General features: G+C 64.6%; 26 protein-coding genes. 10 read left to right on the forward strand and 16 right to left on the reverse strand.

From position 1 onward, the window contains the following. Window positions 1–33: 33 nt before the first annotated feature. The 4 genes from pstB to KHO27_RS22645 all read left to right on the forward strand — a co-directional run bounded on the left by pstB (window position 34) and on the right by KHO27_RS22645 (window position 3,836). Window positions 34–867: a phosphate ABC transporter ATP-binding protein PstB gene (gene pstB / locus KHO27_RS22630; protein ID WP_031315066.1), complete on the forward strand. Its 834-nt coding sequence runs from the start codon at window positions 34–36 to the stop codon at window positions 865–867. Window positions 868–940: 73 nt separating this feature from the next. Continuing rightward, window positions 941–1,711: a phosphate signaling complex protein PhoU gene (gene phoU / locus KHO27_RS22635; RefSeq protein WP_023630537.1), complete on the forward strand. Its 771-nt coding sequence runs from the start codon at window positions 941–943 to the stop codon at window positions 1,709–1,711. A 162-nt stretch (window positions 1,712–1,873) separates the two neighbouring features. Then, window positions 1,874–2,785: a response regulator gene (locus KHO27_RS22640; protein WP_028689969.1), complete on the forward strand. Its 912-nt coding sequence runs from the start codon at window positions 1,874–1,876 to the stop codon at window positions 2,783–2,785. Window positions 2,786–2,936: 151 nt separating this feature from the next. Then, window positions 2,937–3,836, forward strand: a complete 900-nt coding sequence (locus KHO27_RS22645; protein WP_023630538.1) for a peptidoglycan DD-metalloendopeptidase family protein — start codon at window positions 2,937–2,939, stop codon at window positions 3,834–3,836. Between the two features lie 50 nt (window positions 3,837–3,886). Here KHO27_RS22645 and KHO27_RS22650 read toward each other — a convergent pair whose 3' ends face one another. The 3 genes from KHO27_RS22650 to phoB all read right to left on the reverse strand — a co-directional run bounded on the left by KHO27_RS22650 (window position 3,887) and on the right by phoB (window position 7,468). Further along, the gene (locus KHO27_RS22650) at window positions 3,887–5,227 is read right to left on the reverse strand and encodes a hemolysin family protein (RefSeq protein WP_214500802.1); all 1,341 of its coding nucleotides are present in this window, start codon (window positions 5,225–5,227) and stop codon (window positions 3,887–3,889) included. Window positions 5,228–5,434: 207 nt separating this feature from the next. Beyond that, on the reverse strand, window positions 5,435–6,706 hold the full coding sequence (gene phoR, locus KHO27_RS22655) for a phosphate regulon sensor histidine kinase PhoR (protein WP_250888473.1): 1,272 nt from the start codon (window positions 6,704–6,706) through the stop codon (window positions 5,435–5,437). 72 nt (window positions 6,707–6,778) lie between these two features. Further along, entirely contained in the window at window positions 6,779–7,468 is a 690-nt protein-coding gene (phoB, locus tag KHO27_RS22660; RefSeq protein ID WP_003253341.1) for a phosphate regulon transcriptional regulator PhoB, read from the reverse strand. A 175-nt stretch (window positions 7,469–7,643) separates the two neighbouring features. Between phoB and KHO27_RS22665 the strand changes: the two genes are divergently transcribed. After that, window positions 7,644–8,012 (forward strand): COG4315 family predicted lipoprotein, encoded by a 369-nt coding sequence (locus KHO27_RS22665; protein WP_110696802.1) that lies wholly within the window; start codon window positions 7,644–7,646, stop codon window positions 8,010–8,012. 54 nt (window positions 8,013–8,066) lie between these two features. Here the strand turns inward: KHO27_RS22665 and ubiA are convergent, their stop codons facing one another. Continuing rightward, window positions 8,067–8,957, reverse strand: a complete 891-nt coding sequence (gene ubiA, locus KHO27_RS22670) for a 4-hydroxybenzoate octaprenyltransferase (protein ID WP_046857602.1) — start codon at window positions 8,955–8,957, stop codon at window positions 8,067–8,069. Then, on the reverse strand, window positions 8,957–9,514 hold the full coding sequence (locus tag KHO27_RS22675) for a chorismate--pyruvate lyase family protein (protein WP_110697526.1): 558 nt from the start codon (window positions 9,512–9,514) through the stop codon (window positions 8,957–8,959). Before KHO27_RS22675 ends, ubiA begins: the two co-directional genes overlap by 1 nt. Before the next feature lie 193 nt (window positions 9,515–9,707). Here KHO27_RS22675 and KHO27_RS22680 point away from each other — a divergent pair, with 193 nt between their 5' ends. The 4 genes from KHO27_RS22680 to KHO27_RS22695 all read left to right on the forward strand — a co-directional run bounded on the left by KHO27_RS22680 (window position 9,708) and on the right by KHO27_RS22695 (window position 12,050). Further along, window positions 9,708–9,875 carry a rubredoxin gene (locus tag KHO27_RS22680; protein ID WP_023532601.1) on the forward strand — a complete coding sequence of 56 codons (168 nt, stop codon included), beginning with the start codon at window positions 9,708–9,710 and terminating at the stop codon, window positions 9,873–9,875. 33 nt (window positions 9,876–9,908) lie between these two features. Continuing rightward, window positions 9,909–11,057, forward strand: coding sequence for an NAD(P)/FAD-dependent oxidoreductase (locus tag KHO27_RS22685; RefSeq protein ID WP_110696799.1), 1,149 nt, complete (start codon window positions 9,909–9,911; stop codon window positions 11,055–11,057). Window positions 11,058–11,245: 188 nt separating this feature from the next. Next, window positions 11,246–11,542, forward strand: coding sequence for an HU family DNA-binding protein (locus KHO27_RS22690; RefSeq protein WP_110696796.1), 297 nt, complete (start codon window positions 11,246–11,248; stop codon window positions 11,540–11,542). A 133-nt stretch (window positions 11,543–11,675) separates the two neighbouring features. Continuing rightward, entirely contained in the window at window positions 11,676–12,050 is a 375-nt protein-coding gene (locus KHO27_RS22695) for a helicase (protein ID WP_110696794.1), read from the forward strand. An 88-nt stretch (window positions 12,051–12,138) separates the two neighbouring features. Here KHO27_RS22695 and KHO27_RS22700 read toward each other — a convergent pair whose 3' ends face one another. From KHO27_RS22700 to exbB, 6 genes are all read right to left on the reverse strand, one after another. Beyond that, entirely contained in the window at window positions 12,139–13,548 is a 1,410-nt protein-coding gene (locus KHO27_RS22700; RefSeq protein ID WP_214500804.1) for an aminoacyl-tRNA deacylase and HDOD domain-containing protein, read from the reverse strand. A 78-nt stretch (window positions 13,549–13,626) separates the two neighbouring features. Next, window positions 13,627–15,705, reverse strand: a complete 2,079-nt coding sequence (gene recG / locus KHO27_RS22705) for an ATP-dependent DNA helicase RecG (protein WP_214500805.1) — start codon at window positions 15,703–15,705, stop codon at window positions 13,627–13,629. Window positions 15,706–15,709: 4 nt separating this feature from the next. Next, window positions 15,710–16,636 carry a hydrogen peroxide-inducible genes activator gene (locus KHO27_RS22710; RefSeq protein WP_102684588.1) on the reverse strand — a complete coding sequence of 309 codons (927 nt, stop codon included), beginning with the start codon at window positions 16,634–16,636 and terminating at the stop codon, window positions 15,710–15,712. Between the two features lie 94 nt (window positions 16,637–16,730). Continuing rightward, window positions 16,731–17,465 (reverse strand): energy transducer TonB, encoded by a 735-nt coding sequence (locus tag KHO27_RS22715; RefSeq protein ID WP_046857596.1) that lies wholly within the window; start codon window positions 17,463–17,465, stop codon window positions 16,731–16,733. Continuing rightward, complete coding sequence (gene exbD, locus KHO27_RS22720) at window positions 17,462–17,890, reverse strand: TonB system transport protein ExbD (RefSeq protein WP_023632733.1); 429 nt, start codon at window positions 17,888–17,890, stop codon at window positions 17,462–17,464. Before exbD ends, KHO27_RS22715 begins: the two co-directional genes overlap by 4 nt. A gap of 3 nt (window positions 17,891–17,893) precedes the next feature. Continuing rightward, on the reverse strand, window positions 17,894–18,889 hold the full coding sequence (exbB, locus tag KHO27_RS22725) for a tonB-system energizer ExbB (protein WP_214500806.1): 996 nt from the start codon (window positions 18,887–18,889) through the stop codon (window positions 17,894–17,896). 191 nt (window positions 18,890–19,080) lie between these two features. Here exbB and KHO27_RS22730 point away from each other — a divergent pair, with 191 nt between their 5' ends. Then, window positions 19,081–19,938, forward strand: coding sequence for an SDR family oxidoreductase (locus KHO27_RS22730; RefSeq protein ID WP_110696785.1), 858 nt, complete (start codon window positions 19,081–19,083; stop codon window positions 19,936–19,938). Between the two features lie 46 nt (window positions 19,939–19,984). On the opposite strand, the gene KHO27_RS22735 is transcribed toward KHO27_RS22730, so the two are convergent. From KHO27_RS22735 to KHO27_RS22755, 5 genes are all read right to left on the reverse strand, one after another. Continuing rightward, window positions 19,985–20,710, reverse strand: a complete 726-nt coding sequence (locus KHO27_RS22735) for a putative periplasmic lipoprotein (protein ID WP_214500807.1) — start codon at window positions 20,708–20,710, stop codon at window positions 19,985–19,987. Between the two features lie 53 nt (window positions 20,711–20,763). Further along, entirely contained in the window at window positions 20,764–21,144 is a 381-nt protein-coding gene (gene ridA, locus KHO27_RS22740) for a deaminase RidA (protein WP_028689951.1), read from the reverse strand. A gap of 23 nt (window positions 21,145–21,167) precedes the next feature. Continuing rightward, window positions 21,168–23,276, reverse strand: a complete 2,109-nt coding sequence (gene spoT, locus KHO27_RS22745; RefSeq protein ID WP_102684583.1) for a bifunctional GTP diphosphokinase/guanosine-3',5'-bis pyrophosphate 3'-pyrophosphohydrolase — start codon at window positions 23,274–23,276, stop codon at window positions 21,168–21,170. Window positions 23,277–23,335: 59 nt separating this feature from the next. Beyond that, entirely contained in the window at window positions 23,336–23,599 is a 264-nt protein-coding gene (gene rpoZ / locus KHO27_RS22750) for a DNA-directed RNA polymerase subunit omega (RefSeq protein WP_008091595.1), read from the reverse strand. A 235-nt stretch (window positions 23,600–23,834) separates the two neighbouring features. Further along, on the reverse strand, window positions 23,835–24,710 hold the full coding sequence (locus KHO27_RS22755; RefSeq protein WP_102684582.1) for a LysR family transcriptional regulator: 876 nt from the start codon (window positions 24,708–24,710) through the stop codon (window positions 23,835–23,837). Window positions 24,711–24,804 lie beyond the last annotated feature (94 nt).

Here is a 24,804-nt window from a genome sequence, read left to right on the forward strand (position 1 = left end):
TTTGAAACGAATTGATAGCGTATGGAGTTGACCATGCAGCATGAATCCCACGCCCACGGCATCGACATGTCGGCCCTGGGCCGCGACAAGCAGAGCCTGCGCCTGGCTGAAGAGACCGTGGCCATCGAAGTACCCGGCCTGTCCCTGTTCTACGGCGACAAGCAAGCACTGTTCGACGTCAGTATGAACATCCCCAAGCAGCGCGTGACCGCCTTCATCGGCCCGTCCGGCTGCGGTAAGTCCACGCTGCTGCGCACCTTCAACCGCATGAACGACCTGGTCGACGGCTGCCGTGTCGAAGGCGCCATCAACCTGTACGGCAACAACATCTACCGCAAGGGCGAGGACGTGGCCGAGCTGCGTCGCCGCGTGGGCATGGTGTTCCAGAAGCCCAACCCGTTCCCCAAGACCATCTACGAGAACGTGGTCTACGGCCTGCGTATCCAGGGCATCAACAAGAAGCGCGTGCTCGACGAGGCCGTCGAGTGGGCGCTGAAGGGCGCGGCCCTGTGGGATGAGGTCAAGGACCGCCTGCACGAGTCGGCGCTGGGCCTGTCCGGTGGCCAGCAGCAGCGTCTGGTGATCGCCCGTACCATTGCCGTTGAGCCGGAAGTGCTGTTGCTCGATGAACCCTGCTCGGCACTGGACCCGATCTCGACGCTGAAGGTCGAAGAGCTGATCTACGAACTGAAATCCAAGTACACCATCGTCATCGTGACCCACAACATGCAGCAGGCGGCCCGTGTTTCGGACTACACCGCCTTCATGTACATGGGCAAACTGGTCGAATTCGGTGATACCGACACCCTGTTCACCAACCCGGCGAAGAAGCAGACCGAAGACTACATCACCGGTCGCTACGGCTAAGACCGGCAAGGTAGGAACGCCAGGGAACGACACGAACGACTTGAAGCCTGCAGCTGCTTCGCGGAGCGAAACGATGATCAACAAAGAAAGCCTTACCCACCACATCTCCCAGCAGTTCAACGCCGAGCTCGAGGAGGTGCGCAGCCACCTGCTGGCCATGGGCGGGCTGGTGGAGAAACAGGTGAACGATGCCGTCACCGCGCTGATCGAGGCCGACTCGGGCCTGGCGCAGCAGGTGCGCGAGGTCGACGAACAGATCAACCAGATGGAGCGCAACATCGACGAGGAGTGCGTGCGCATTCTCGCTCGTCGCCAGCCGGCGGCCTCCGACCTGCGCCTGATCATCAGCATCTCCAAGTCGGTGATCGACCTGGAGCGCATTGGTGACGAGTCCACCAAGATCGCCCGCCGTGCCATCCAGCTGTGCGAGGAAGGCGAGTCGCCGCGTGGCTACGTCGAGGTGCGCCACATCGGCGACCAGGTGCGCAACATGGTCCGCGACGCGCTGGACGCCTTCGCCCGCTTCGATGCCGACCTGGCGCTGTCGGTGGCCCAGTACGACAAGACCATCGACCGCGAGTACAAGACGGCGCTGCGCGAGCTGGTCACCTACATGATGGAAGATCCGCGCTCGATCTCCCGCGTGTTGAGCGTGATCTGGGCCCTGCGTTCGCTGGAGCGCATCGGCGACCACGCACGCAACATCTCCGAGTTGGTGATCTACCTGGTACGTGGTACCGACGTGCGCCACATGGGCCTCAAGCGCATGAAGGCCGAGGTGCAGGGCGAAGCGTTCGATGAGGGCGAAATCGCTAATGTTCCGGCTGAACCGGACGATAAATAAGATTGCTCCCGAGCATGAACGCCCGGCAACCGCCGGGCGTTTTCGTTTGCGGTCGAGCACCAGCAGGCACCCGCGAACCGTGTGAGAAGTCCCGGCGTGACCAGTGGTTTGGCAAATGGCCATCAGTCGGCGGTATGCTAGCCGGGATCAAGAGGAGTATCGATGAGTAAAGTGAATGTGCTGGTCGTGGATGATGCCCCGTTCATCCGTGACCTGGTAAGGAAGTGCCTGCGCAATGCCTTCCCCGGCATGGTGATCGAGGACGCGGTCAACGGTCGCAAGGCCATGGCCATGCTGAGCAAGGAACGTTTCGACCTGGTCCTGTGCGACTGGGAAATGCCGGAGATGTCCGGCCTCGAACTGCTGACCTGGTGCCGTCAGCAGGAAGAGATGAAGACCATGCAGTTCATCATGGTGACCAGCCGTGGTGATAAGGAAAACGTGATCCAGGCCATCCAGGCCGGCGTTTCCGACTTCGTCGGCAAGCCCTTCACCAACGAGCAGCTGCTGACCAAGGTGAAGAAGTCGCTGACCAAGATCGGCAAGCTCGACAGCCTGATGTCCAGCGCGCCGGCGCGGGTCAACTCTGCGTTCGCCAACGACTCGCTCAGTGCCCTGACGGGCGGTCGCCCGGACGCGGCCAAGGTAACCGCGCCCGCCGCTGCGCCCGTGGCAGCAGCGGCCAAGCCTCTGATCAACGCCCCCACGCCGAAGACTGCCGCTGCAGCGGCCCAGGCTGGTCGTGGCCAGGGCCAACTGCGCCTGTCCAGCGGAACCCAGCCGTGCATGATCAAGGCCCTGAGCCTCAAGGAAGCCCTGCTGGTGGTGCGCCGCGGTACCAACCTGCCACAGGTGCTCGAAGGCGCGGTGCTGGACCTGGAGCAAGGCGAGAATGCCGAAACGGCGCGCCTGAACGGCTACCTGCACGCCATTGCGGCGCTGGAGCCCAAGCCTGAGAGCGACTGGCTGCAGCTGACCTTCAAGTTTGTCGACCAGGATGCGCAGAAACTCGACTACCTGTCGCGGCTGATCGCCCGCGGCACGGCGCAGAAGCATTTCACGCCTGGCGCCTGATGGCCGCTTGAGCACCGCGTCGGAGCGGATGTTTTGGGAGCGGGCTTGCCCGCTCCCACGTTACACCTCCAGCATCCCGACCAACTGTCATATCCCTCTCAAATCCGGCTGCTAGGCTTCGACAGAACGTAACTGTCAAAAAGCCACCATCATGCCGCCCTCCCGACTGCTGCTGTTCTGTGCCTTGCTCACGGCCTCGGCGTCGAGCCTGGGCATGACCATCTACAAGACCACCGATACCTATGGCGTGGTTTCCTATTCCGACCGTCCCAGTGTGGGCGCCAAGGTTTTCGTGTTCCGCGAACCCATGGTCGAGCGCCTGGACGGCCAGGTGCGGCTGAAGACCGAGGATTTCGCCGGTGGCGTGCGTTTTGTCGCGCGCAACGAGCTGTTCGTGCCGATGGAAGTTGAACTGCGTGTGGAGCGCCTGGCCAATGCCCAGGGCGGTAACGCCCCGCGCATCGTCCGGCGCCTGGTGCCGCCGCGCTCGAACCTGATCCTCAGCGTGGTGCAGGCTCGCCAAGGGGCTCGCCTCAAGTACGACACCAAGTTCCGCTACGCCATGGGCGACCCGGGCCAGCGCCCGCAGGGCTACCGTTATCCGTTCCCCTGGAAGGGTGGGCCGTTCCGCCTGAGCCAGGGCCCCAACGGCCGTTTCAGCCACTTCGGGCCCAAGGGCCGCTACGCCATGGATATCGCCATGCCCGAAGGCACGCCGATCATCGCGGCACGCGGTGGGGTGGTGGTGAAGATCGAGAACAACCAGAGCGGGCGGGGCAACAATCCGGCGGGCAATTTTGTCAGGATCCTGCACCCGGACGGTACCATGGGCGTTTACCTGCACCTGATGCGCGGTTCGGTGGTGGTGGGCGAGGGGCAGCGGGTTGCACAGGGGCAGCCATTGGCCAAATCGGGCAACACCGGCAACAGCAGCGGGCCGCACCTGCATTTCGTGGTGCAGCGCAATGTGGGGCTGGCGCTGGAGTCGATCCCGTATCAGTTCGACCGGCCAATCGGTGGGTTGCCGGACTTTACCGCAGGGAATCCATGACGCATTGCGGGGCAAGCCCGCACCCACGGATGTAGGCGCGGGCTCTCGGGTCAATCGAGCTTGAGCACCTTGGCCAGCACGATCTTCGGCCCTTTCATCTTCTTGATGATGATGCGCAGGCCTTCGACCTCCAGCACTTCCTCTTCCTCGGGGACGCGCTTGAGGGTCTCGTAGATCAGCCCGGCGAGGGTTTCCGCCTCGATGTGGTCCAGGTCGATACCCAGCAAGCGCTCGACCTTGAACAGCGGTGTATCACCGCGCACCAGCAACTTGCCCGGCTGGTAGGCGAGGATGCCGCGCTCGGTCTTGCGGTGTTCGTCCTGGATATCGCCTACCAGCACTTCCAGCACGTCTTCCATGGTCAGGTAGCCGATCACCTTGCCATCGGCTTCCTCGACCAGCACGAAGTGCGCGCCACCCTTGCGGAACTGCTCAAGCAGCTGGGCCAGCGGCATGTGCCGGGACACCCGTTCCAGCGGGCGGGCGAGGTCTGCAAGGTCGATGGTTTGCGGCAAGTGGTCGAGCTCTGCGAGCTCCAGCAGCAGGTCCTTGATGTGCAGCAGGCCGGTGAATTCCTCGCGCTCGGCGTCATACACCGGGTAGCGGCTGAACTTGTGACGACGCAGCAGGGCGAGGATTTCCTTCAGCGGCGCATGGGCATCGATGCTGACCATGTCCTCGCGGGAGTTGGCCCAGTCGACCACCTCCAGCTCGCCCATCTCCACTGCCGAGGCCAGCACGCGCATGCCCTGGTCGCTTGGATCCTGGCCACGGCTGGAGTGCAGGATCAGCTTGAGCTCCTCGCGGCTATAGTGATGCTCGTGATGCGGCCCTGGCTCGCCTTGGCCGGCGATGCGCAGGATGGTGTTGGCGCTGGCGTTGAGCAGGTAGATCGCCGGGTACATCGCCCAGTAGAACAGGTACAGCGGCACGGCGGTCCACAGCGACAGCAGCTCGGGCTTGCGGATCGCCCACGACTTGGGTGCCAGCTCGCCGACCACGATGTGCAGGTAGGAAATCACGAAGAAGGCGACGAAGAACGAGATCGCCTTGATCAGCTCCGGGCTGTCCACGCCGACATAGGCCAGCAGCGGCTCGAGCAGGTGGGCGAACGCCGGCTCGCCGACCCAGCCCAGGCCCAGGGAGGCGAGGGTGATGCCCAGCTGGCAGGCCGAGAGGTAGGCGTCGAGTTGGTTGTGCACCTTGCGCAGGATGCTGCCACGCCAGCCATGCAGCTCGGCGATGGATTCGACGCGGGTGGAGCGCAGCTTGACCATGGCGAACTCGGCGGCCACGAAGAAGCCGTTGAGCAGCACCAGGAACAAGGCAAAGAGAATCATGCCGAAATCGGCGAACAACGAGGTGAGGCTGATACCAGGGGAAGGGTCCATGATGGAGTTTTACGGGGTCCGTCTGCTGAAAAGTAAGAAAAAAAGTGCCAGCGTTTGCTGGCACAGGGGATCCAATGTAGCGGCTGAGGCTGCAAAAGCAAAGGGCCGCTTCGCGCCCCATCGCCGGCAAGCCGGCTCCCACAAGGGCTGCATCTTTCCTGTGGGAGCCGGCTTGCCGGCGATGGGGCGCGAAGCGGCCCTCGGATCTCAGCCCTTGTTCACGACCAACTGCGCCGGCGCAAAGTGGCAGGTAAAGGTGCTGCCATGCCCCGGCACGCTGCTGATTTCCAGGCGTGCGCGATGGCGCATCAGCACGTGCTTGACGATCGCCAGGCCCAGCCCGGTGCCGCCGGTGTTGGAGGCGCGGCTGGAGTCGACGCGGTAGAAGCGTTCGGTCAGGCGTGGCAGGTGCTTGGCCTCGATACCGACCCCCGAGTCCTGCACGCTGAGGTGCGCGCCCTGGTCGTCGGCCCACCAGCGAATGCGGATATTGCCCTCATCCTGGGTGTACTTGACCGCGTTGAACACCAGGTTGGAGAACGCGCTGCGCAGCTCCGACTCGCTGCCCTTGAGGCGTATGCCAGGCGTTGCTTCCAGGCTGATCCGCTGGTTGCGCGGGCCGGACAGGGCCTGGGCGTCGTTCTTGATGGCGGTGAGCAGGGTGTCGACCAGCACCGGCTGGTTGTCCGAGGGATAGTCGGTGGCTTCGAGCTTGGCCAACAGCAACAGGTCGTTGAGCAGCGTCTGCATGCGTGAGCCTTGCGCGCTCATCTGTTGCAGGGCGCGGCTCCAGCGTGGGTTCACGTCCTCGACGTTGTCCAGCAGCGTCTCCAGGTAGCCGGTGATCACCGTCAGCGGCGTGCGCAGCTCGTGGGAGACGTTGGCGACGAAGTCCTTGCGCATCTGTTCCAGCTGGTGAATGCGGGTCACGTCGCGCACCAGCATCAGATGCTCGTTGTTGCCGTAGCGGGTGAGGTGCAGTTGCACGCGCAGGCGGTCGTTGATCGGCGACGGGATCTCCAGCGGTTCGGCGTAGTTCTCCGACTCGAAGTACTCCTTGAAGCGCGGGTGGCGCACCAGGTTGGTCACCGGCTGGCCGCCGTCCTGCGGGGTCTTGAAGCCCAGCAGGGTCTCGGCGGCGCGGTTCCACCATTCCAGGTTGCCGTCGCTGTCGAGCATGATCACCGCATCGCGCAGCGCGGCGGTGGACTCCTGGACCCGGTCGATCACCGCCTGCAGGCGGCCACGCACGCGTTGGTCGCGGCGCTGCAGGTGATAGATGCTGTCGAACACTTCGCCCCACAGGCCGTAGCCATCGGGTGGCGCTTCATCGGGTTGATGATTGCGCAGCCAGTCGTGCAGGCGCAGCAACTGCTTCAGTGTCCAGCCCAGGTAGAAGGCCAGGCCGATGGCCAGGCTCCAGCCATAGTACCCGCTGACCAGCCCGCCGATCAGGCAGACGGTGATCAGCAGGAGCATGTGGCGAATCAGGGTCGCGTGCCAGTTCTGGTTCAATTGACAGTCCTTGTACAGCGGGCGCTGGGGCTTCGATCAGCTTTTGGTCGAGAAGCGATAGCCAGTGCCGCGGACGGTTTGTACCAGATTTTCGTAGGCTTCACCCAGTGCCTTGCGCAGGCGGCGGATGTGCACGTCGACGGTGCGCTCCTCGACATAGACGTTGCCACCCCAGACCTGGTCGAGCAACTGGCCGCGGGTGTAGGCACGCTCCTGGTGAGTCATGAAGAACTGCAGCAGGCGGTACTCGGTGGGGCCCATCTCGGCCGGCTTGCCGTCGATGGTCACGCGGTGGCTGATCGGGTCGAGCAGCAGGCCACCGACTTCGATCGGCGCTTCGCTGTCGCTTGGGCCGGTGCGGCGCAGCACGGCCTTGAGGCGCGCCACCAGTTCACGGGGCGAGAACGGCTTGGTGATGTAGTCGTCGGCGCCGACTTCCAGGCCCTGGATCTTGTTGTCCTCTTCACCTTTGGCGGTGAGCATTATGATCGGGATGTCGCCGGTCAGCTCGTCGCGCTTGAGGCGGCGGGCCAGCTCGATGCCGGAGGTGCCCGGCAGCATCCAGTCGAGCAGGATCAGGTCCGGCTTGCGGTCGACGATGATGGCGTGGGCCTGCTGCGAGTTCTCGGCCTCGAGGCAGTCATAGCCGGCCATTTCCAATGCAACGGCGATCATCTCGCGGATAGGCGCTTCGTCGTCGACGATCAGAATGTTTCTGCCAACCATGCTCAATTACCTCTCCCAGGAACGATGTCTTGGCCCGCATTAGATAACGGAATTATTGCAGCTGTGTGACAGGGCGTGGGCGGTTCTGGCGACATTGCGTGACTGGACTAGGCTTCAGAGGGCCGCTGCGGCGGCTATCAGAACCCTTCCACACCCCGAAACGATGGTGATTCCAATGACACGACATACGCTGAGCTGGATGGCCCTTTGCGCTGCGCTGGCAGTGCCGGGGGTGGCGTCGGCTCATCACGCCATGGAGAAAGACGGCATGTGGGTCGACCACAACGGCATGACCCTGTACACCTTCGACAAGGACGCAGGTGGCAAGTCCATGTGCAATGGTGATTGCGCGACCAACTGGCCACCTTTGAAGGTCACGGCAGGTGAGAAGGCCGAAGGCAAGTGGACGCAGATCAAGCGTGACGACGGTTCGATGCAGTGGGCCTATGACGGCAAGCCGCTGTACACCTTCGTCAAGGACAAGAAGGCCGGAGAGACCACCGGTGATGGCATGAAGGATGTCTGGCACATCGCCAAGCCTTGATGCACCAGGCGTGGGAGCGCCGCACCGCCGCTCCCACCATTGGCCTGCACAATCTCAGCGCAGCGCGTAGTCCAGCACCACACCAATGAAGATCAACAGCCCCGCCCAGTGGTTGTGCAGGAACGCCTTGAAGCACGACTCGCGGTCCAGCTTGCGCGTCGACCAAAATTCCCAGGCGAAGCATACCGCCGCCGCCAGCAGCCCCAGGTGGAACCAGCCGCCCAGCTCGAAGCGGTTGCCCGCCAGGAGCAGGCAGCCCAGCGACAGCAGCTGCAGGCTCAGGATGATCACCCGGTCGGCCTCGCCGAACAGGATGGCGGTGGATTTCACGCCGATCTTCAGGTCGTCGTCACGGTCGACCATGGCGTAGTAGGTGTCATACCCCACCGTCCACAGCAGGTTGGCGATGTACAGCAGCCAGGCGCTGGCCGGCAGCTCGCCACCCGCGGCGGTGAAGGCCATCGGGATACCCCAGGAATACGCCGCGCCCAGCACCACCTGCGGGTAGTAGGTGTAGCGCTTCATGAACGGGTAGCAGAAGGCCAGGGCGACCGCGCCGAACGACAGCCACACCGTGGTGGCGTTGGTGCACAGCACCAGCAGGAAGCTCACCCCCACCAGCAGGGCGAACAGCACCAGCGCTTCGCGGGGCTTCACCCGGCCGCTGGCCAGTGGCCGGTCGGCGGTGCGCTTGACGTGGCCGTCCACCTTGCGGTCGGCGAAATCGTTGATGCAGCAGCCGGCGGCACGCATCAGCACCACGCCGAGGCCGAAGATCAGCACGTTGGCCAGGGTCGGCGAGCCGTTGCCGGCAATCCACACCGCCGACAGCGTCGGCCACAGCAGCAGGTAGATGCCGATGGGGCGGTCCATGCGGCTCAGTTGGACAAAGTCCCAGGCGCGCGGGTGCAGGCGGTTGAGCGACTTGAGCAGTTGCAGGTACATCAGCGGTTTTCCTCCTTGGCCGCGTGCCACAGGGCGGGCAGGAACACCTCGGCCACCAGCAGGTCGAGGCCGGCGCGTTCGAAGCGCGAGCGCCGTCCCCACAGCCCGGGGCTGGCGACCTCGGCGGGCAGCCAGTCCTGTGGATAACTGCACACTTCGATAGGGTGGCGGACGAACGCCTGGTCGCAGAACAGTAGCTCGCCCAGCGAGCGGCTGCCCAGGGTCTCCAGGTCGAGCCCCCCGCGCTCCAGCGCTGTGCGGCTGGCGACGCTGCGGGCGAATACCCACGGCTGGCCATGGCCGCGCAGGTAGACCTCGCGCACCCAGCCCTGCGCGCCAGGCCGCAGGCCCAACGCGGCGCATTCATCGTCACGCAGTGGCTGCCAGCCCTCGCACAAAGGGGTGACGCTGAAGTGGTCATGGGAAAGACCGGTCAGGCGACGGGTCAGGGAGCCTTCGTCGAACAGCCAGTCCAGGGTCGGCTGGTCGGGCAGGGGCGCCAGTTGCGGATACGCCAGCCACGCGACAGCGGCTGCTTGCGGGGTTTCGTACGGCACGTCGGTATGCTTGATACAGGCCAGAGAGGCGGCGAGCTTAGCATGATTGCCGTCCTGGCTTGCATACTGCCAGCAGGCCCAGTACAAAAGCCGACCAGAGATTGCACGGTGGTCACTTGCAGGCGCGGGCGTACCCCGCGACCCGGCCACCAGCTGCAACGCACCAATAAGCCTGACCGAGGAACAGCACCCGATGAAGAAGTGGCAATGTATTGTCTGTGGCCTGATCTACGACGAAGCCGACGGCTGGCCGGACGACGGCATCGCCCCCGGCACCCGCTGGGAAGACGTGCCGGAAGACTGGCTGTGCCCTGATTGCGGCGTAGGCAAGAGTGACTTCGAAATGATCGCCATTGGCTGATCGCAACCCTGGCTTGAACAAGGAACGCACGACATGACGTCCCCCGTGGTGATCATTGGTACCGGCCTTGCCGGTTATAACCTGGCGCGAGAGTTTCGCAAGCTGGACGGCGACACGCCGCTGCTGCTGATCACCGCCGACGACGGCCGCTCCTATTCCAAGCCGATGCTGTCCACCGGCTTTGCCAAGCAGAAGGACGCCGACGGCCTGTGCATGGCCGAACCCGGCGCCATGGCCGAGCAGCTCAAGGCCGAGATCCGCACCCACACCCGCATCAGCGGTATCGACCCCGGCCACAAGCGCCTGTGGATCGGTGAGGAAGCGGTGGAGTACCGCGACCTGGTACTGGCCTGGGGCGCGCAGACTGTGCAGGTGCCCGTGGAAGGCGATGCGGGTGAGTTGGTCTTCCCGATCAACGACCTTGAGGACTACGCACGTTTTCGTGTCGCTGCCGCAGGCAAGCAACGGGTGCTGATCCTCGGCGCCGGCCTGATCGGCTGCGAGTTCGCCAACGACCTCACCTTGGGCGGCCTGCAGTGCGAGGTCGTGGCGCCGTGCGAACAGGTAATGCCGACCTTACTGCACCCGGCGGCGGCCGCTGCCGTGCAGGCAGGCCTGGAAGGGTTGGGGGTGCGTTTCCATCTCGGCCCGGTGCTGACCCGCCTGCAACGTTCGGGGGCGGCTGTGGAGGCGCACCTGTCCGACGGCAGCGTCATCCCTTGCGACCTGGTGGTGTCTGCGATCGGCCTGCGGCCGCGTACCGACCTGGCGGCGGCAGCGGGCCTGCAGGTCAACCGCGGGGTGGTGGTGGATCGCCAGCTGCGCACTTCTCACGCCAACATCTTCGCCCTGGGCGACTGCGCCGAGGTTGATGGCATCAACCTCCTGTACGTCATGCCATTGATGACTTGTGCTCGTGCCCTGGCCCAGACCCTGGCCGGCAACCCGACTGCAGTGGCCTATGGCCCGATGCCGGTCACCGTGAAGACGCCGGCCTGCCCGTTGGTGGTATCTCCCGTGCCGGCAGGCCACGAGGGCACCTGGGTGGTGGAAGGTAGCGGTGGTGATCTGAAAGTGCTCTGCCATGGCGCCGATGGCCAGCTGCTGGGCTACGCCCTGACCGGCGGCGCGGTCATGGAGAAACTGGCGTTGAATCGCCAGTTGCCACCCTTGATGGCGTAAATAGCGGGCGTTCTGTCGGAATTATCCTGTTCTTGCCACCACAATGGCCGCCCAGATACTGGCGCGGCCCCGGTCGGCGTGCCATCCTCACTGGCGTCTGCCGCAGCCTAGAGCCTGCGGTGCCTTGAACGCTGCTCCCTTCGGCAGCACGGCATAACAACAAGAAATCCCGTCAAAGAGGCTTCACTATGCGTAAACCAGAACTCGCCGCCGTCATCGCCGAAAAGGCCGATCTGACCAAGGAAAAGGCCAATATTGTCCTGAACGCGATTCTCGACAGCATCACCGGCGCACTCGACAAGGACACCGTCACCCTGGTCGGCTTCGGCACCTTCGAAAAACGCCACCGCGGCGCTCGCACCGGCAAGAACCCGCAGACCGGCGAGCCGGTCAAGATCAAGGCTAGCAACACCGTCGCCTTCAAGCCGGGCAAGAACTTGAAGGAAAGCGTCAACGCACCGGCCAAGCCTGCCAAGAAAAAGTGATCGACAAGCCATCGAGACGGGCGCCTTAAGGCGCCCGTTGTGTTTCTGGTAAGCAAATGCAGCGAACTTGCATAAACAGGGCGATAAACGGATAAACTGCGCGACTCAGTCATTTTTCACTCGAGGCGCGTTGATGAAGTTTCGTTTTCTTCTCTGGGCCATGGGCTTGCTGATGGCCAAGGCCAGCCGCAACAACCCGGCGTTCCAGCAGCAGCTGCAGGACAAGGACCTGGTCTTCCAGATGCAGACGCTCGACGGCAAGATTGCCCGGCACTTCATCGTCAAGGACCTGCGCATCAGCAGCAAGGGCGGCCTGCACCCGCAGCCGGCGTTCGCCATTGCCTTCAAGGATGCCGCGTACGGCTTTGCCACGCTGCAGGCCGGTAACAAGCAGCTGGCGTTCATGCAGGGGATTCAGGAGAAGAACATCCAGATCAAGGGCAATCCGGCGCTGGTGATCTGGTTCCAGGGCTTGATGAAGTACCTGAAACCGAAGAAGAAAGTGTAGGAGCGGCTTTAGCCGCGATGCAGGCACCGCGGTTTCTGGCACCCGCTTCGCGGGTGATCGCGGCTGAAGCCGCTCCTACGGGGCGGCCTTAATGCGAATGCGGCGCATGGAACTGCGACGCCAGCTCGCGCAGCAACGCCTCGGCCTCCAGCACCTTGTTCACCACCTCTTCGGCCTTGTCTCGGGTCAGCCCCAGGCGCTCTAGCAGGGCATCCGGGATCTCGTCCTTCGGCCCCGAGCCGATCCCCCGGGCGCGCAGCAGGCGCGTCGCCAGGCATACCAGGTTGGGGAACGCCGCATAATCGCCGTCGTACGCCGGATCGTGCTGGAAGCGCAGGGCTGTGGACAGTTCATCGGGCATGTCCCACAGCTTCATCAGCCAGGCACCGATCTGTTCACGGCTGATCCCCAGCAAGTGCTGCTCCACATAGCTGTGACACAGGTGCGGGTTGACCTCCAGATGACGGCAGATCAGCGAGAAATGCGGGGGGAAGACGTGGGCCAGCAGCAGGTAGCCGAAGTTGTGCAGCAGCCCGGCCAGGTAGGTCAGGCCTGCTTCCGGGCGTTCGGCGCGCGGCATGGCACGGGTCAGACCCTCGATCACGGCAGCGGTATAGATCGACTGCTGCCAATAGGGCGTGGCCTGTTGCGGGTGGTCCTTGGGCAGGCTCAGGGTCTTGCCCAGGGCCAGGCCCAACGCCAGGTTGATCACCAGGTCGAAGCCCAGTACCCGCACGATGGCGTCTTCCACCGAGCGGATCTTGCCGGGTGACGCGTAGTAGGGCGATGCCGCCCAGCTGACGACCTGCGCAGCCAGGGCCGGGTCGGTTTCGACCACGCCGGTGATGTCGTCGATGCTGGCATTGGGGTCGACACGCAGCTTGATGATCTTCTGCGCGGTGTCGGCCAGCGGCGGAATCTCGATGGTCTGCTCCAGGCGTTGCTGGATGCGCCGGGCGGTGAAGGCCTGGACTGCGCGGATGACTTCCTTGGGAGGGCCGTCCAACTGATCGAAACTGAGGCGAATATCGCTGATTGGCTGGCCGAAGGTGCTGGCGCTGGCCTTGACCAGCATCTTCTTGAAAGCCGTCCGGCCGATTTCCAGGAGCAGCCCGGCTTCACCGGACTGGATCAGCAGGGTTTCGTTGTCGAGCAGGCTCTTTTCGTACTGGCACGGCGAGCTGGTCAGCGCGGGAATGGCGGGCAGGGCCTTGAGGTGATGCTTGTCGAGCATCTGCTTCAAGCGCTCCAGCGGCACGGCCTCGAGCTTGCGTCCGGTCAGTTCCTCGAGGCGCTTGAGGTCCAGCAACTGGCTTTGCGGGAACAGCACCATCAAGGCACCGATCGCGTCATCGAGCAGTACGGCCTGAACGCGCGAGTTGGCCGGCAGCCCCGGGTGCTCGGGCACCTCGCGGAAGCTGACGTCGAGCTTTTCGAGCAACTGCCGGATAACAGACGGTGCGTGTAGGGTTGCGGTATCCAGGGCAACTTCAGTCATGGCCTGTATCCAATCATTTCTGTAAACGCGAAGTATAACCAGCCTGACCGCCAAGCTGGATCCATTATGGGACGGGCGTCACACCTGGCCATATTGTTGGCCGTGGCGCAACCAGCGGTCGAGTAGCGGGCTGACGTGGTCGGGCCAGCGTGCCAGCAGGGCCTGGGCGGCGTCGCGTACGGCCGGCAACAGGTCGGCGTCGCGCATCAGGTCGGCGACCTTGAACTGTAGCAGGCCGGTCTGGCGGGTCCCGAGCATCTCGCCGGGGCCACGCAGCTCCAGATCCTTCTCTGCTATGACGAAACCATCGTTGGTTTCGCGCATGATACCCAGGCGTTCGCGGCCGATCTGCGACAGTGGCGGGTGGTAGAGCAGCACGCAGTGGCTTGCCGCGCTGCCCCGGCCGACCCGGCCGCGCAGCTGGTGCAGCTGGGCCAGGCCCAGGCGCTCGGGGTTCTCGATGATCATCAGGCTGGCATTGGGCACGTCGACGCCGACCTCGATCACCGTGGTGGCGACCAGCAGTTGCAGCTTGCCGGCCTTGAACTCGGCCATCACCGCCGCTTTTTCCGCAGGCTTCATGCGCCCATGGATCAGGCCCACGCGCAGTTCGCCCAGAGCGCTGCCCAACTCCTCGAAGGTACTTTCGGCAGCCTGGCAGGTCAGTTCCTCGGATTCTTCGATCAAGGTGCACACCCAGTAGGCCTGGCGCCCTTCGGCACAGGCGGCGCGGACCCGCTCGACCACCTCGAAACGACGGCTGTCGGCGACCAGCACGGTGTTCACCGGGGTGCGCCCGGGCGGCAGCTCGTCGAGGATCGAGGTGTCCAGGTCGGCATAGGCGCTCATGGCCAGGGTGCGGGGGATCGGCGTGGCGGTCATGATCAGCTGGTGCGGGCACAGCTGGCCCATGACGCCCTTCTTGCGCAGGGCCAGGCGCTGCTGCACGCCGAAACGGTGTTGTTCGTCGATGATCGCCAGGGCCAGGTGCTTGAACTGCACCTCGTCCTGGAACAGCGCGTGGGTACCGACCACCATCGGCGCGCCATTGGCGATCTGCTCCAGGGCGTTGGCGCGGGCCTTGCCCTTGAGCTTGCCGGCCAGCCAGGCGACTTCTATGCCCAGCGGCTCGAGCCAGCGTTTGAAGGTGATGAAATGCTGCTCGGCGAGGATCTCGGTGGGGGCCATCAGCGCCACCTGGTAACCGGCCTCCAGGGCCTGCAGCGCCGCGAGGGCGGCGACCACGGTCTTGCCGGCGCCCACGTCACCCTGTACCAGGCGCATCATCGGTTCGGGTTGGCTGAGGTCGTAGGCGATCTCGTTGCCGACGCGCTGCTGGGCACCAGTTGGGTTGAAGCCGAGGTTGGCCAGGTACTGGGCCGGCAGGCGGGTGGCCTTGGGCAGTACCGGTGCCCGCAGGCTGCGCAGGCTCTCGCGCAGGCGCTGCTGCGAGAGCTGGTGGGTCAGCAGTTCCTCGAAGGCCAGGCGGTGCTGGGCCCAGTGATGGCCCTCGGCAAGTTCGTCGAGGTCGGCGTCGGCAGGCGGGTTGTGCAGGTAGCGGATGGCATCGCTCAACGGCGCCAATTGGTAGTCGCGGGCCAGTTGGTCGGGCAGCCAGTCGGGCAGGCTGCGCGGGCCGAGCAGGCCCAGGCTCTGCTGGCAGAGCAGACGCAGGCGTTGTTGGGTGAGGCCTTCGGTGGTCGGGTAGATCGGCGTCAGCGTCTGTTCGACCGGCGGTGGTGCTTCTTCGCCGTTCAGCGCACGGTATTCGGGGTGGTAGATTTCCAGGCCCGAGGCGCCCGGACGTGCTTCGCCATAGCAACGCAGGTGGGTGCCACGCTTGAGGCCCTCCTTCTGCGCATTGCTGAAATGGTAGAAGCGCAGGCTCAGCGTGCCGCTGCCATCGCCCAGGCGCACCACCAGACTGCGGCGCTTGCCCATGGTCACGTCAGCCCCGCTGACCACGCCCTCGATCACCGCGTCCTGGCCGGGACGCAGTTGGCCGATGGGGACTACACGGGTTCGGTCCTGATAGCGCAACGGCAGGTGGAACAGCAGGTCCTGCAGGTTCTCCAGACCGACCTTGGCGAGTTTCTCTGCCATGGCTTCACCAACACCCTTGAGCGTGGTGACGGGGACGTTCGACAGCTCGGTCATGGGTTCAGGCCGGTTGTTCCACGGGCGGCTTGGCCACCGAGCAGAGGCGGATCGAGTCGGCGAGGATCTCGATGGCCTTCGGCCGCGGGAAGCTGGCGCGCCAGGCGATGGCCACGGTGCGGAACGGTGCGGGCGCGGTCAGCGGGCGAACTTCGATGACGCCCGGTGCATAGTGATGGCTGTGTACGGCCGACAGCGGCAGGATCGAGACGCCCAGGCCGGAGGCGACCATGTGGCGGATGGTTTCCAGTGAGCTGGACTCGACCGTGGTGTGCTTGGAGGCTTCGCCGCCCTTGTTCAGTGTCGGGCAGGCTTCGAGCACCTGGTCGCGGAAACAATGCCCCTCGCCCAGCAGCAGCAGGCTCTTGTCGTTGAGCATGGCGGTGTCGATGGTGTCCTTGGCGGTCCAGGGATGGTCGGCCGGCATCAGCGCACAGAACGGTTCGTCGTACAGCGGCAGGGTCAGCACGTCGGCCTCGTTGAACGGCAGGGCGATGATCACCGCGTCCAGTTCGCCGTTGCGCAGCTTTTCGCGCAGCACATGGGTGAAGTTCTCTTCGATGTACAACGGCATCTGCGGCGCCACGCGGTGCAGTTGCGGGATCAGGTGCGGGAAGAGATAGGGGCCGACGGTGTAGATGGCGCCGACCTTGAGCGGGGCGGTCAGCTGGTTCTTGCCGGCCTGGGCGAGCTCGCGGATGCCCTGAGCCTGCTCCAGTACCTTCTGCGCCTGGGCGACGATGCTCTCGCCGACCGGCGTGAGGCGCACCGCGCTCTTGCTGCGCTCGAAGATCAGCACGCCGAGTTCGTCCTCGAGCTTCTTCACGCCCACCGACAGGGTCGGCTGGCTGACGTGGCAACGCTCGGCCGCGTGGCCGAAGTGCTGCTCCTGCGCGAGGGTAACGATGTAGCGAAGTTCGGTGAGGGTCATAACGTGCGTCCATGAAGTTGCGGCCCCAGCATAGCGGCTGCAATCGATAGACGCACGTTATCAGACTTGCCGTTTTGTGACAGAAACAAAAACGTCAGCGTCGGTCCAGCGAGTACACGAACGGCGCAACCACTTCGATCGTGCCATTGTTCAGCAACTCCGCCGGAGGCTTGGGTACCGTGCCGGCACGGCGGATCATCTCCAGCGTGGCGCGGTCCAGCGCCGCGCTGCCCGAACCACCGGCCAGCGTGTACGACACCACCTTGCCTTCGGCGTCGACCACGAAACGCAGGCGGTTGATGCCCTGCAATCCACGGCGGCGAGCGTCCTCGGGGTACTTCTTGTACTTGGCCAGGTGGCGCAGCAGGTCGCTCTGCCAGCTCGGCAGGGCATTACTGTTGGACGCGATGCTGGGCTGCGGCGCCGCCGACTTCTGCGGTGGCGTGTTGCTCGGCGGCGTGTCCGCGACGTCGTCCTTGGCCGGTGGCTCGTCTTTCGGCGGCTCAAGCTTTTTCTCGGGCTTGGGCGGCTGTGGCTTGGCCTTGGGCTTGGGCGGCTTGGGGATGGCGATCTTCGGCTTCGGCGCCTCTGCCAGCTTGGGCAGCGGCGGCTCCTCGATCGGCGTCGGCGGTTTCGGGGCGGCCTTGGGCGGTGGCGGTGGCGCAGGCTCTGGCAGCGGTGCCAGCTCGACCATCATCGCTGCCGGCGGCAACTCGAGGGCCTGGGGCACCGACCAGTTGAGCGTCAGCAGCACAGCGACCGCGTGCACACCCAGCACGATCGCCAGGCTGCCACCGTAGCGCGCCATGTTTGAGCGCGTTTTCGTCATTTCTTGGCTGCCGTCTCGAGTCCGACCAGGCCGACCTTGAGGTAGCCAGCGGCACGCATGGTGTTCATCACTTCCATCAGGTCGCCGTAATCGACGCCCTTGTCAGCCTGGAAGAAGATGGTGGTTTCCTTGTCGCCCTTGGTCTTGGCGTCGAGCATCGCGCCAAGCTGGTCGCGCTGGGCCACCTCGTCGTCGCCCAGGTAGAGCTTCTTGTCGGCCTTGACGCTGACGAACACCGGCTTCTCGGGCCGCGGCGCCGGCTTGGCGGTCGAGGCGGGCAGGTCGACCTTGATATCGACCGTGGCCAGGGGCGCGGCAACCATGAAGATGATCAGCAGCACCAGCATCACGTCGATGAACGGCGTGACATTGATTTCGTGGTTCTCGGCGAGGTCGTCGCCACCTTCGTTGAGATGCAGGCCCATGGCTTACCCCACTTTCACCATGTGCGGGGCGGCGCGTTCGCCACCCTGGTGGTCCAGATCGCGGCTGACCAGCAGCAGGACCTGGGCGGAGGCGTCGGACACCTGTGCCTTGTAGCCGGCGATGGAGCGGGCGAAGACGTTGTAGATGACCACGGCCGGGATCGCGGCGACCAGGCCCAGCGCGGTGGCCAGCAGGGCTTCGGCGATGCCTGGGGCGACCACGGCGAGGTTGGTGGTCTGGGTCTTGGCGATGCCGATGAAGCTGTTCATGATGCCCCACACGGTGCCGAACAGACCGACGAACGGGGCGGTGGAACCGATGGTGGCCAGCACGCCGGTGCCGCTGCTCATGGTGCGGCCGCTGGCGGCCACCAGGCGCTCCAGGCGGAAGCTCACGCGCTCCTTGATGCCTTCCTTCTCGCGGGCGTTGGCCGACAGGCGCATTTCTTCGAGGGCGTCATGCACCAGGGTGTGGGCCAGGGTGCCTTCCTTGTTCGACACCTCGCTGGCTTCTTTCAGGCTCACCGAGCGTTTCAGGGCGGCGATCTCGCCACGCAGGCGGCGTTTGGCGCCCATCAGCTCGAAGCCTTTGGCGATCCAGATGGTCCAGGTGATGATCGAGGCGATGGCCAGGCCGATCATCACGGCCTTCACCACCACGTCGGCGTTCTTGTACATGCCCCATGGGGACAGGTCGTGGGCCATGCCCAGCGAGGTGTCTTCGACCATCGCCTGCACGTTCTCGTCGGTAGGTGCCTGGCCATCGATTGGCGCATTGGCATCGACCGGCGCTTCGTTTGGCGCAGCTACAGGTGCCTGGCCTTCGGCGGCTGGCGCGGCCGGGGCGGCGGCGGCGGCGGCGGCGGCGGCTGGAGCGGCGGTGGCGGTGGGCTCATCGGCCATGGCCACAGGGGCCAGTACCAGGCTGAACATCAGCGCGGCAATGGCGCGCCAGGCGCGCGACGGGGTTGGCGAAGCGGAAGGTTGAGTACGTGTCATGCTGGCCGGACCTGATGAAGAGAAATGGGTTGAGTTCTTCAAGGCCTCGAAGCAGGCCGAGAACAGACAGGGCCGCCATTATTGCAAGTAATTCTTGTTAACAAAAGAATGGAGAGCGCTTTTTTTAACCTTTGTCTAGCCGCTGATCGCTAAATCCGGTTAGCGTGAACCTTTGGATTTGGAGTTTCATGATGTCGGACCTGAGTGCGTTGATCGTCGGCTGCGGCGATGTGGGAGGCCGTCTGGCCCGCCAGTTGCTCGCCCATGGGTGGCAGGTCGATGGCCTGCGCCGGTCGGTGCGGGACCTGCCCGAAGGGGTGCGGCCCGTTGCCGCCGATCTGGCGAACCCGCGCCTGCCAGAAGCGTGGCCCGCGCGCGCGCCGGACTACCTGGTGTACTGCGTGGCGGCCAGCCAGCATGACGAAGCGGGCTACCAGGCCGCCTATGTCGACGGTTTGCGCCATGTGCTTGGCTGGCTTGAGAGCAAGGGTCAGCGGCCGCGTCGCCTGCTGTTCGTTTCCAGCAGCAGTGTCTATGCACAACAGGATGGCGAATGGATCGACGAGACCGCAGCCACCGCGCCCGAGGGGTATTCGGGCAAGGTGATGCTCGCGGCGGAGCGCCTGGCGCTGGGCAGTGGCATCCCCGCCAGCATCGTGCGCCTGACCGGCATCTATGGGCCGGGACGTGAGTGGTTGCTGAGTCAGGTACGCCAAGGCTACCGAGTGGCCGAGGAGCCGCCATTGTACGGCAACCGGATTCACGCCGAGGATGCCGCTGGTTTGCTGGCGCACCTGCTGCAGGCCGATGCCCGGGGCGTGGTGCTGGACGACTGCTATATCGGTGTCGATGACGACCCGGCAGCGCTGGCTGACGTGGTGGGCTGGCTGCGCGAGTACCTGGGGGTCACCGAGTGGTCGGACCAGCAGCGGGTGCGGCGTACCGGCAGCAAGCGTTGCAGCAATGCGCGGGCGCGGTCGCTAGGATGGGTGCCGCAGTATCCGAGCTATAAAGAAGGCTATGCGGCCATTCTCCAAGGGCGTGGTTGAGAGAGCCGGCCCCATCGCGGGGCCAGTCGGGTCGCCGCGCTGATGGCTAATCCTTTTCCAGTACCCACTGCCGGGCGCCGGCAGTCAGTTGCGGCATCTCATCCGGCTGGGCGCGGTTGACTGCCTGGAAGATCTCCAGGGTGTCGCCATCGCGCTTGAAGATCCACGGGGCGCCACGCTGGTTGCGCTCCAGCCACAGGCTGTCGTTGCCATCGCCCATGGTCGCGCAGTCACCCGCCAGGCACAGGGCAAAACGGTCCGGGCCGGGCAGGCCAGTGACGTTGCCGGTATCGCTGAAGCGCACCACCGCGCCCTTGCCCTGGCCCTCGACGATCTTCCAGTCGCCGCCCAGGTATTGCTGGTACAGCGCCTTCTCGAAGCTGGCGCCCAGTGCAGCGCCTTCTGACGCCTTGCTGCGCACGAAGGTCTGCTCATGGCCGGAGGGGTCGATCGCCACGAGTTCGTCGCCATCGAGCTTGAGCTGTTCGGTCAGGTCGCCTTCGAAGGTGACCTGCCAGTCCTTCTCGTTGGCGCTCAGGCGCCCGTCGGCGGCCTCGAAGCCATTGCTGAAGCTGGCCTGCTGGTTCTTGACGTCGATCTTCCACTCGAACACCGGGCCCTTGGCATCCAGGGCCTGGCGCAGGCTGGTGCCTTTGCTGGCGGCATCGATGGCGGCCTGGTTGATCCAGGTGCCGTTGAAATCTTCAGGCTTGTGGCTGGCGCAGCCGCCCAGGAACAGGGCTGCCAGCGTGAGAGGCAATGCGTGGCGCATGGTGAAAACCTTGAGGCAGGAGGGGGGACGGGCCTTGGCCCGTCACCGGGGTATTACTCGAGGACCAGGATGGCGTCCATCTCGACCTGGGCACCCTTCGGCAGCGCGGCCACGCCGATGGCGGCGCGGGCCGGGTAAGGCTGTTCGAAGTAACGGCCCATGATCTCGTTGACCTTGGCGAAGTGGCTCAGGTCGGTGAGGAAGATGTTCAGCTTGACGATGTCCTTGAACGAACCGCCAGCGGCTTCGGCCACTGACTTCAGGTTCTCGAACACCTGGACGGTCTGGGCTTCGAAGCCCTCGACCAGCTCCATGGTCTTCGGGTCGAGCGGGATCTGACCCGACATGTACACGGTGTTGCCAGCCTTGATCGCTTGCGAGTAGGTGCCGATGGCGGCAGGGGCTTTATCGCTGGTGATGACGGTCTTGCTCATGATGACTCCTTGCGGTTGGCGGACTACGCACGCATCCGGGTGATGCGGACCACGCCGGTCAAGGTGCGCAGCTTCTTGATCACACGGGCCAGGTGCACGCGGTCGTGCACGCTGACCACCAGTTGGACCACGCTGATACGGCCGTCGCGTTCGTCCATGCTGATTTTCTCGATGTTGCCGTCGGCGGCATTGACGCTGCTGGCCAGCAGGGCGATCAGGCCGCGCTGGTGTTCCAGCTCGACGCGCAGCTCGACGTTGAACTCGCCGGTGATGTCCTTGGCCCAGGAGAGCTGCAGGCACTTCTCCGGGTTATGGCGGACTTCACTGATGTTGCGGCAGTCTTCCAGGTGCACGACCATGCCCTTGCCCGCCGACAGGTGGCCGACGATCGGGTCGCCCGGGATCGGCGTGCAGCATTTGGCGTAGCTGAGCACCAGGCCCTCGGTACCGCGGATCGCCAGCGGGCCTTCCGGGGCCGGAAGCTGCTCGCCTTCGGCGGACAACAGGCGGCGGGCGACCACGTAGGCCATGCGGTTGCCCAGGCCGATGTCTTCGAGCAGGTCCTCGACCAGCTCCAGGCGATACTCGGTGAGGATCGACTGGATACGCTCCTGGGGAATCTTTTCCAGGCTGCTGTCGAAGCCGGTCAGTACCTTGTTCAGCAGGCGCTCGCCAAGGCTGATGGACTCGGAGCGGCGCTGCTGTTTGAGAGCGTGGCGGATGTGCGTGCGCGCCTTGCCGGTGACCACGAAGTTGAGCCAGGCCGGATTCGGCCGGGCGCCCGGTGCGCTGACGATCTCGACGGTGGAGCCGCTCTGCAGCGGCTCGGACAGCGGCGCCAGGCGGCGATTGATGCGGCAGGCGATGCAGCTGTTGCCGACGTCGGTGTGCACCGCGTAGGCGAAGTCGACCGCGGTGGAGCCTTTGGGCAGCTCCATGATCCGGCCTTTGGGGGTGAAGACGTAGACCTCGTCCGGGAACAGGTCGATCTTCACGCTCTCGATAAATTCCAGCGAGTTGCCGGCGCGCTGCTGCAGCTCGAGGATGCCTTTGACCCATTGGCGGGCGCGGGCATGGCTGCCTTTTGGCTGCTCTTCCTCGTTGGACTTGTACAGCCAATGCGCGGCGATGCCATTGTTGGCCATCTCTTCCATTTCGCGGGTGCGGATCTGGATTTCGATGGGCACGCCGTGCATGCCGAACAGCGTGGTGTGCAACGACTGGTAGCCGTTGGCCTTGGGGATCGCGATGTAGTCCTTGAAGCGACCCGGCAGTGGCTTGTACAGGTTGTGCACGGCGCCGAGCACGCGGTAGCAGGTGTCGACCTTGTCGACGATGATGCGGAAGGCGTACACGTCCATGATCTCGGTGAAGGCGCGGCGCTTGCCGCGCATCTTCTTGTAGATGCCATAGAGGTGTTTCTGCCGGCCGCTGACCTCGCCTTCGATACCGTCGGCGGCCAGGCAGTTGGCCAGCGAGGTCTCGATCTTGGCGACGATTTCCTTGCGGTTGCCGCGCGCGGCCTTCACCGCCCGGTGGATCAGCGACGAGCGCATCGGGTGCATGGCCTTGAAACCGAGGTCCTCGAATTCCACGCGCACGGTGTGCATCCCCAGCCGGTTGGCGATGGGGGCGTAGATTTCGAGGGTTTCCTTGGCGATGCGCCGGCGTTTCTCGCCGGAGAGCACTTCCAGGGTGCGCATGTTGTGCAGGCGGTCGGCCAGCTTGACCAGGATCACGCGGATATCGCGGGCCATGGCCATGGCCATCTTCTGGAAGTTCTCGGCCTGCGCCTCGGCCTTGGTCTCGAAGTTCATCTGGGTCAGCTTGCTGACCCCGTCGACCAGTTCGGCGACGGTCTCGCCGAATTGCTGGCTCAAGGCTTCCTTGGCGATGCCGGTGTCTTCGATCACGTCGTGCAGCATGGCCGCCATCAGGCTCTGATGGTCCATGTGCATGTCGGCGAGGATGCTGGCGACCGCCAGCGGATGGGTCACGTAGGGCTCGCCGCTGCGACGGCGCTGGCCATCGTGGGCCTGTTCGGCGTAGAAGTAGGCCCGACGAACCAGGTTGACCTGTTCGGGGCCCAGATAGGTCGACAGCCGTTCGGCGAGGGCTTCTATACCCGGCATGGTTTCACCTCTTGCAGTAGAAGAGGGCCTTGCGCCGCACGGTGTCGACTGGGCATCAATCAGACGGCCTCGTTGTTCTCGTCCTCGAACGCGGCGAATACCGGATCCTCGGTGACGATCTCTTCGGCGGCGATGAACTCTGGCGTGACGATGCCTTCGGCGATTTCACGCAGGGCGACGACGGTAGGCTTGTCGTTTTCCCACGCAACGCGTGGCTCTTTGCCGCCGGTAGCCAGCTGGCGGGCGCGCTTGGTCGAGAGCATGACCAGCTCAAAGCGGTTATCCACGTGTTCCAGGCAGTCTTCAACAGTTACGCGGGCCATGGTCTTCCTCAGTAGCAAATGCGGTTAGGCGTGCAGCCCAGAATGGGCAGGCGGACTCGATAGTTTAAAAAATCACCAGCCAATAGGGAAGGACTGTTTTATCGGGTGGCCTTCCTCCGATGCTGTTGGAATCGCTTTGCGGGCCCTGTGGAAGCGGACTTGCCCGCGAAGCAGCCCATGTCCTGATTCGGACGATAACGGTTCTTGTTGCCCGAAAACAACCGTCCTTGGCGCGTTAACGCAACATTGCGTCACGCAGGCGCGGGGTCAGCTCCTCGAACAGCGTCTGCACCGAACGCAGGGCACGGCAATCGGGCCGTGTCAGCAGCCACAACTGGGTGTCGCAGCCGGGCAGCGGGCCGCTCAGCGCCTCGACGCCGGGCAGGTCGTGGACCATGTAGTCGGGCAGCGCCGCCACGCCCAGGCCGGTGGTCACCAGTTGGGCGATGGTCGACATGCCGCTGCACTGGTAGCGCGGGATCAGGCCGGGATGCTGCTGGTTGCGCCAGACCACGGTGGCGTGGTCCTGCATGGAATCGTCGGGGGCGATCCAGGGCACACTCAGGGGCGCCTCCTGCAGCCGCTCGCGCAGCGCCGGCTGGCCGCAGACCACGTAGGAGGTCGAGCCCAGGCAGCGCCCGACAAGATGCTCCGGCGGCGTGTTGGTCAGGCGCAGGGCGATGTCGGCATCGCGACGGCTGAGGTTGGCGAAGGTGTTGGAGGTGCCCATCTCCAGCGACAACGCCGGATAGTTGGGCATGAACTCGGCCAGCGCCGGCAGCAGCAGGCTGTGCAGCACGGCCTCGGTGCAGGTCAGGCGCACGGTGCCGCTGACCACCTGTTCGCCGCTGGTCAGGGCGATGCGCGCCGCATCCAGTGCCTGTTCGGCGCGCTCGGCCTGCTCGGCCAGGGCCTGGGCGGTGTCGGTGGGCAGGTAGCCTTTACGGCTCTTGACGAACAGGGCGGTGCCCAGCGCCGACTCCAGCCGGCGGATCGAGCGGAACACCGTCGAAACGTCGACCTTGAGCAGTTCGGCTGCCTTGGCCAGCGAGCGGCCGCGCTCCAGTGCCAGGACCAGGGAAAGGTCCGCATGGTTGATCTGATATTGCATCGGTGCACGCTCTGCTTGCCTAAATGCCAATGTCTGTTGCGTTTTGGCCATTTTATAGTGGAACGGCCCCCGGGAATCAATGCAGCCGGTCGGC

The sequence above is a fragment of the Pseudomonas sp. RC3H12 genome, assembly GCF_018596375.1.
Lineage (GTDB): Bacteria > Pseudomonadota > Gammaproteobacteria > Pseudomonadales > Pseudomonadaceae > Aquipseudomonas.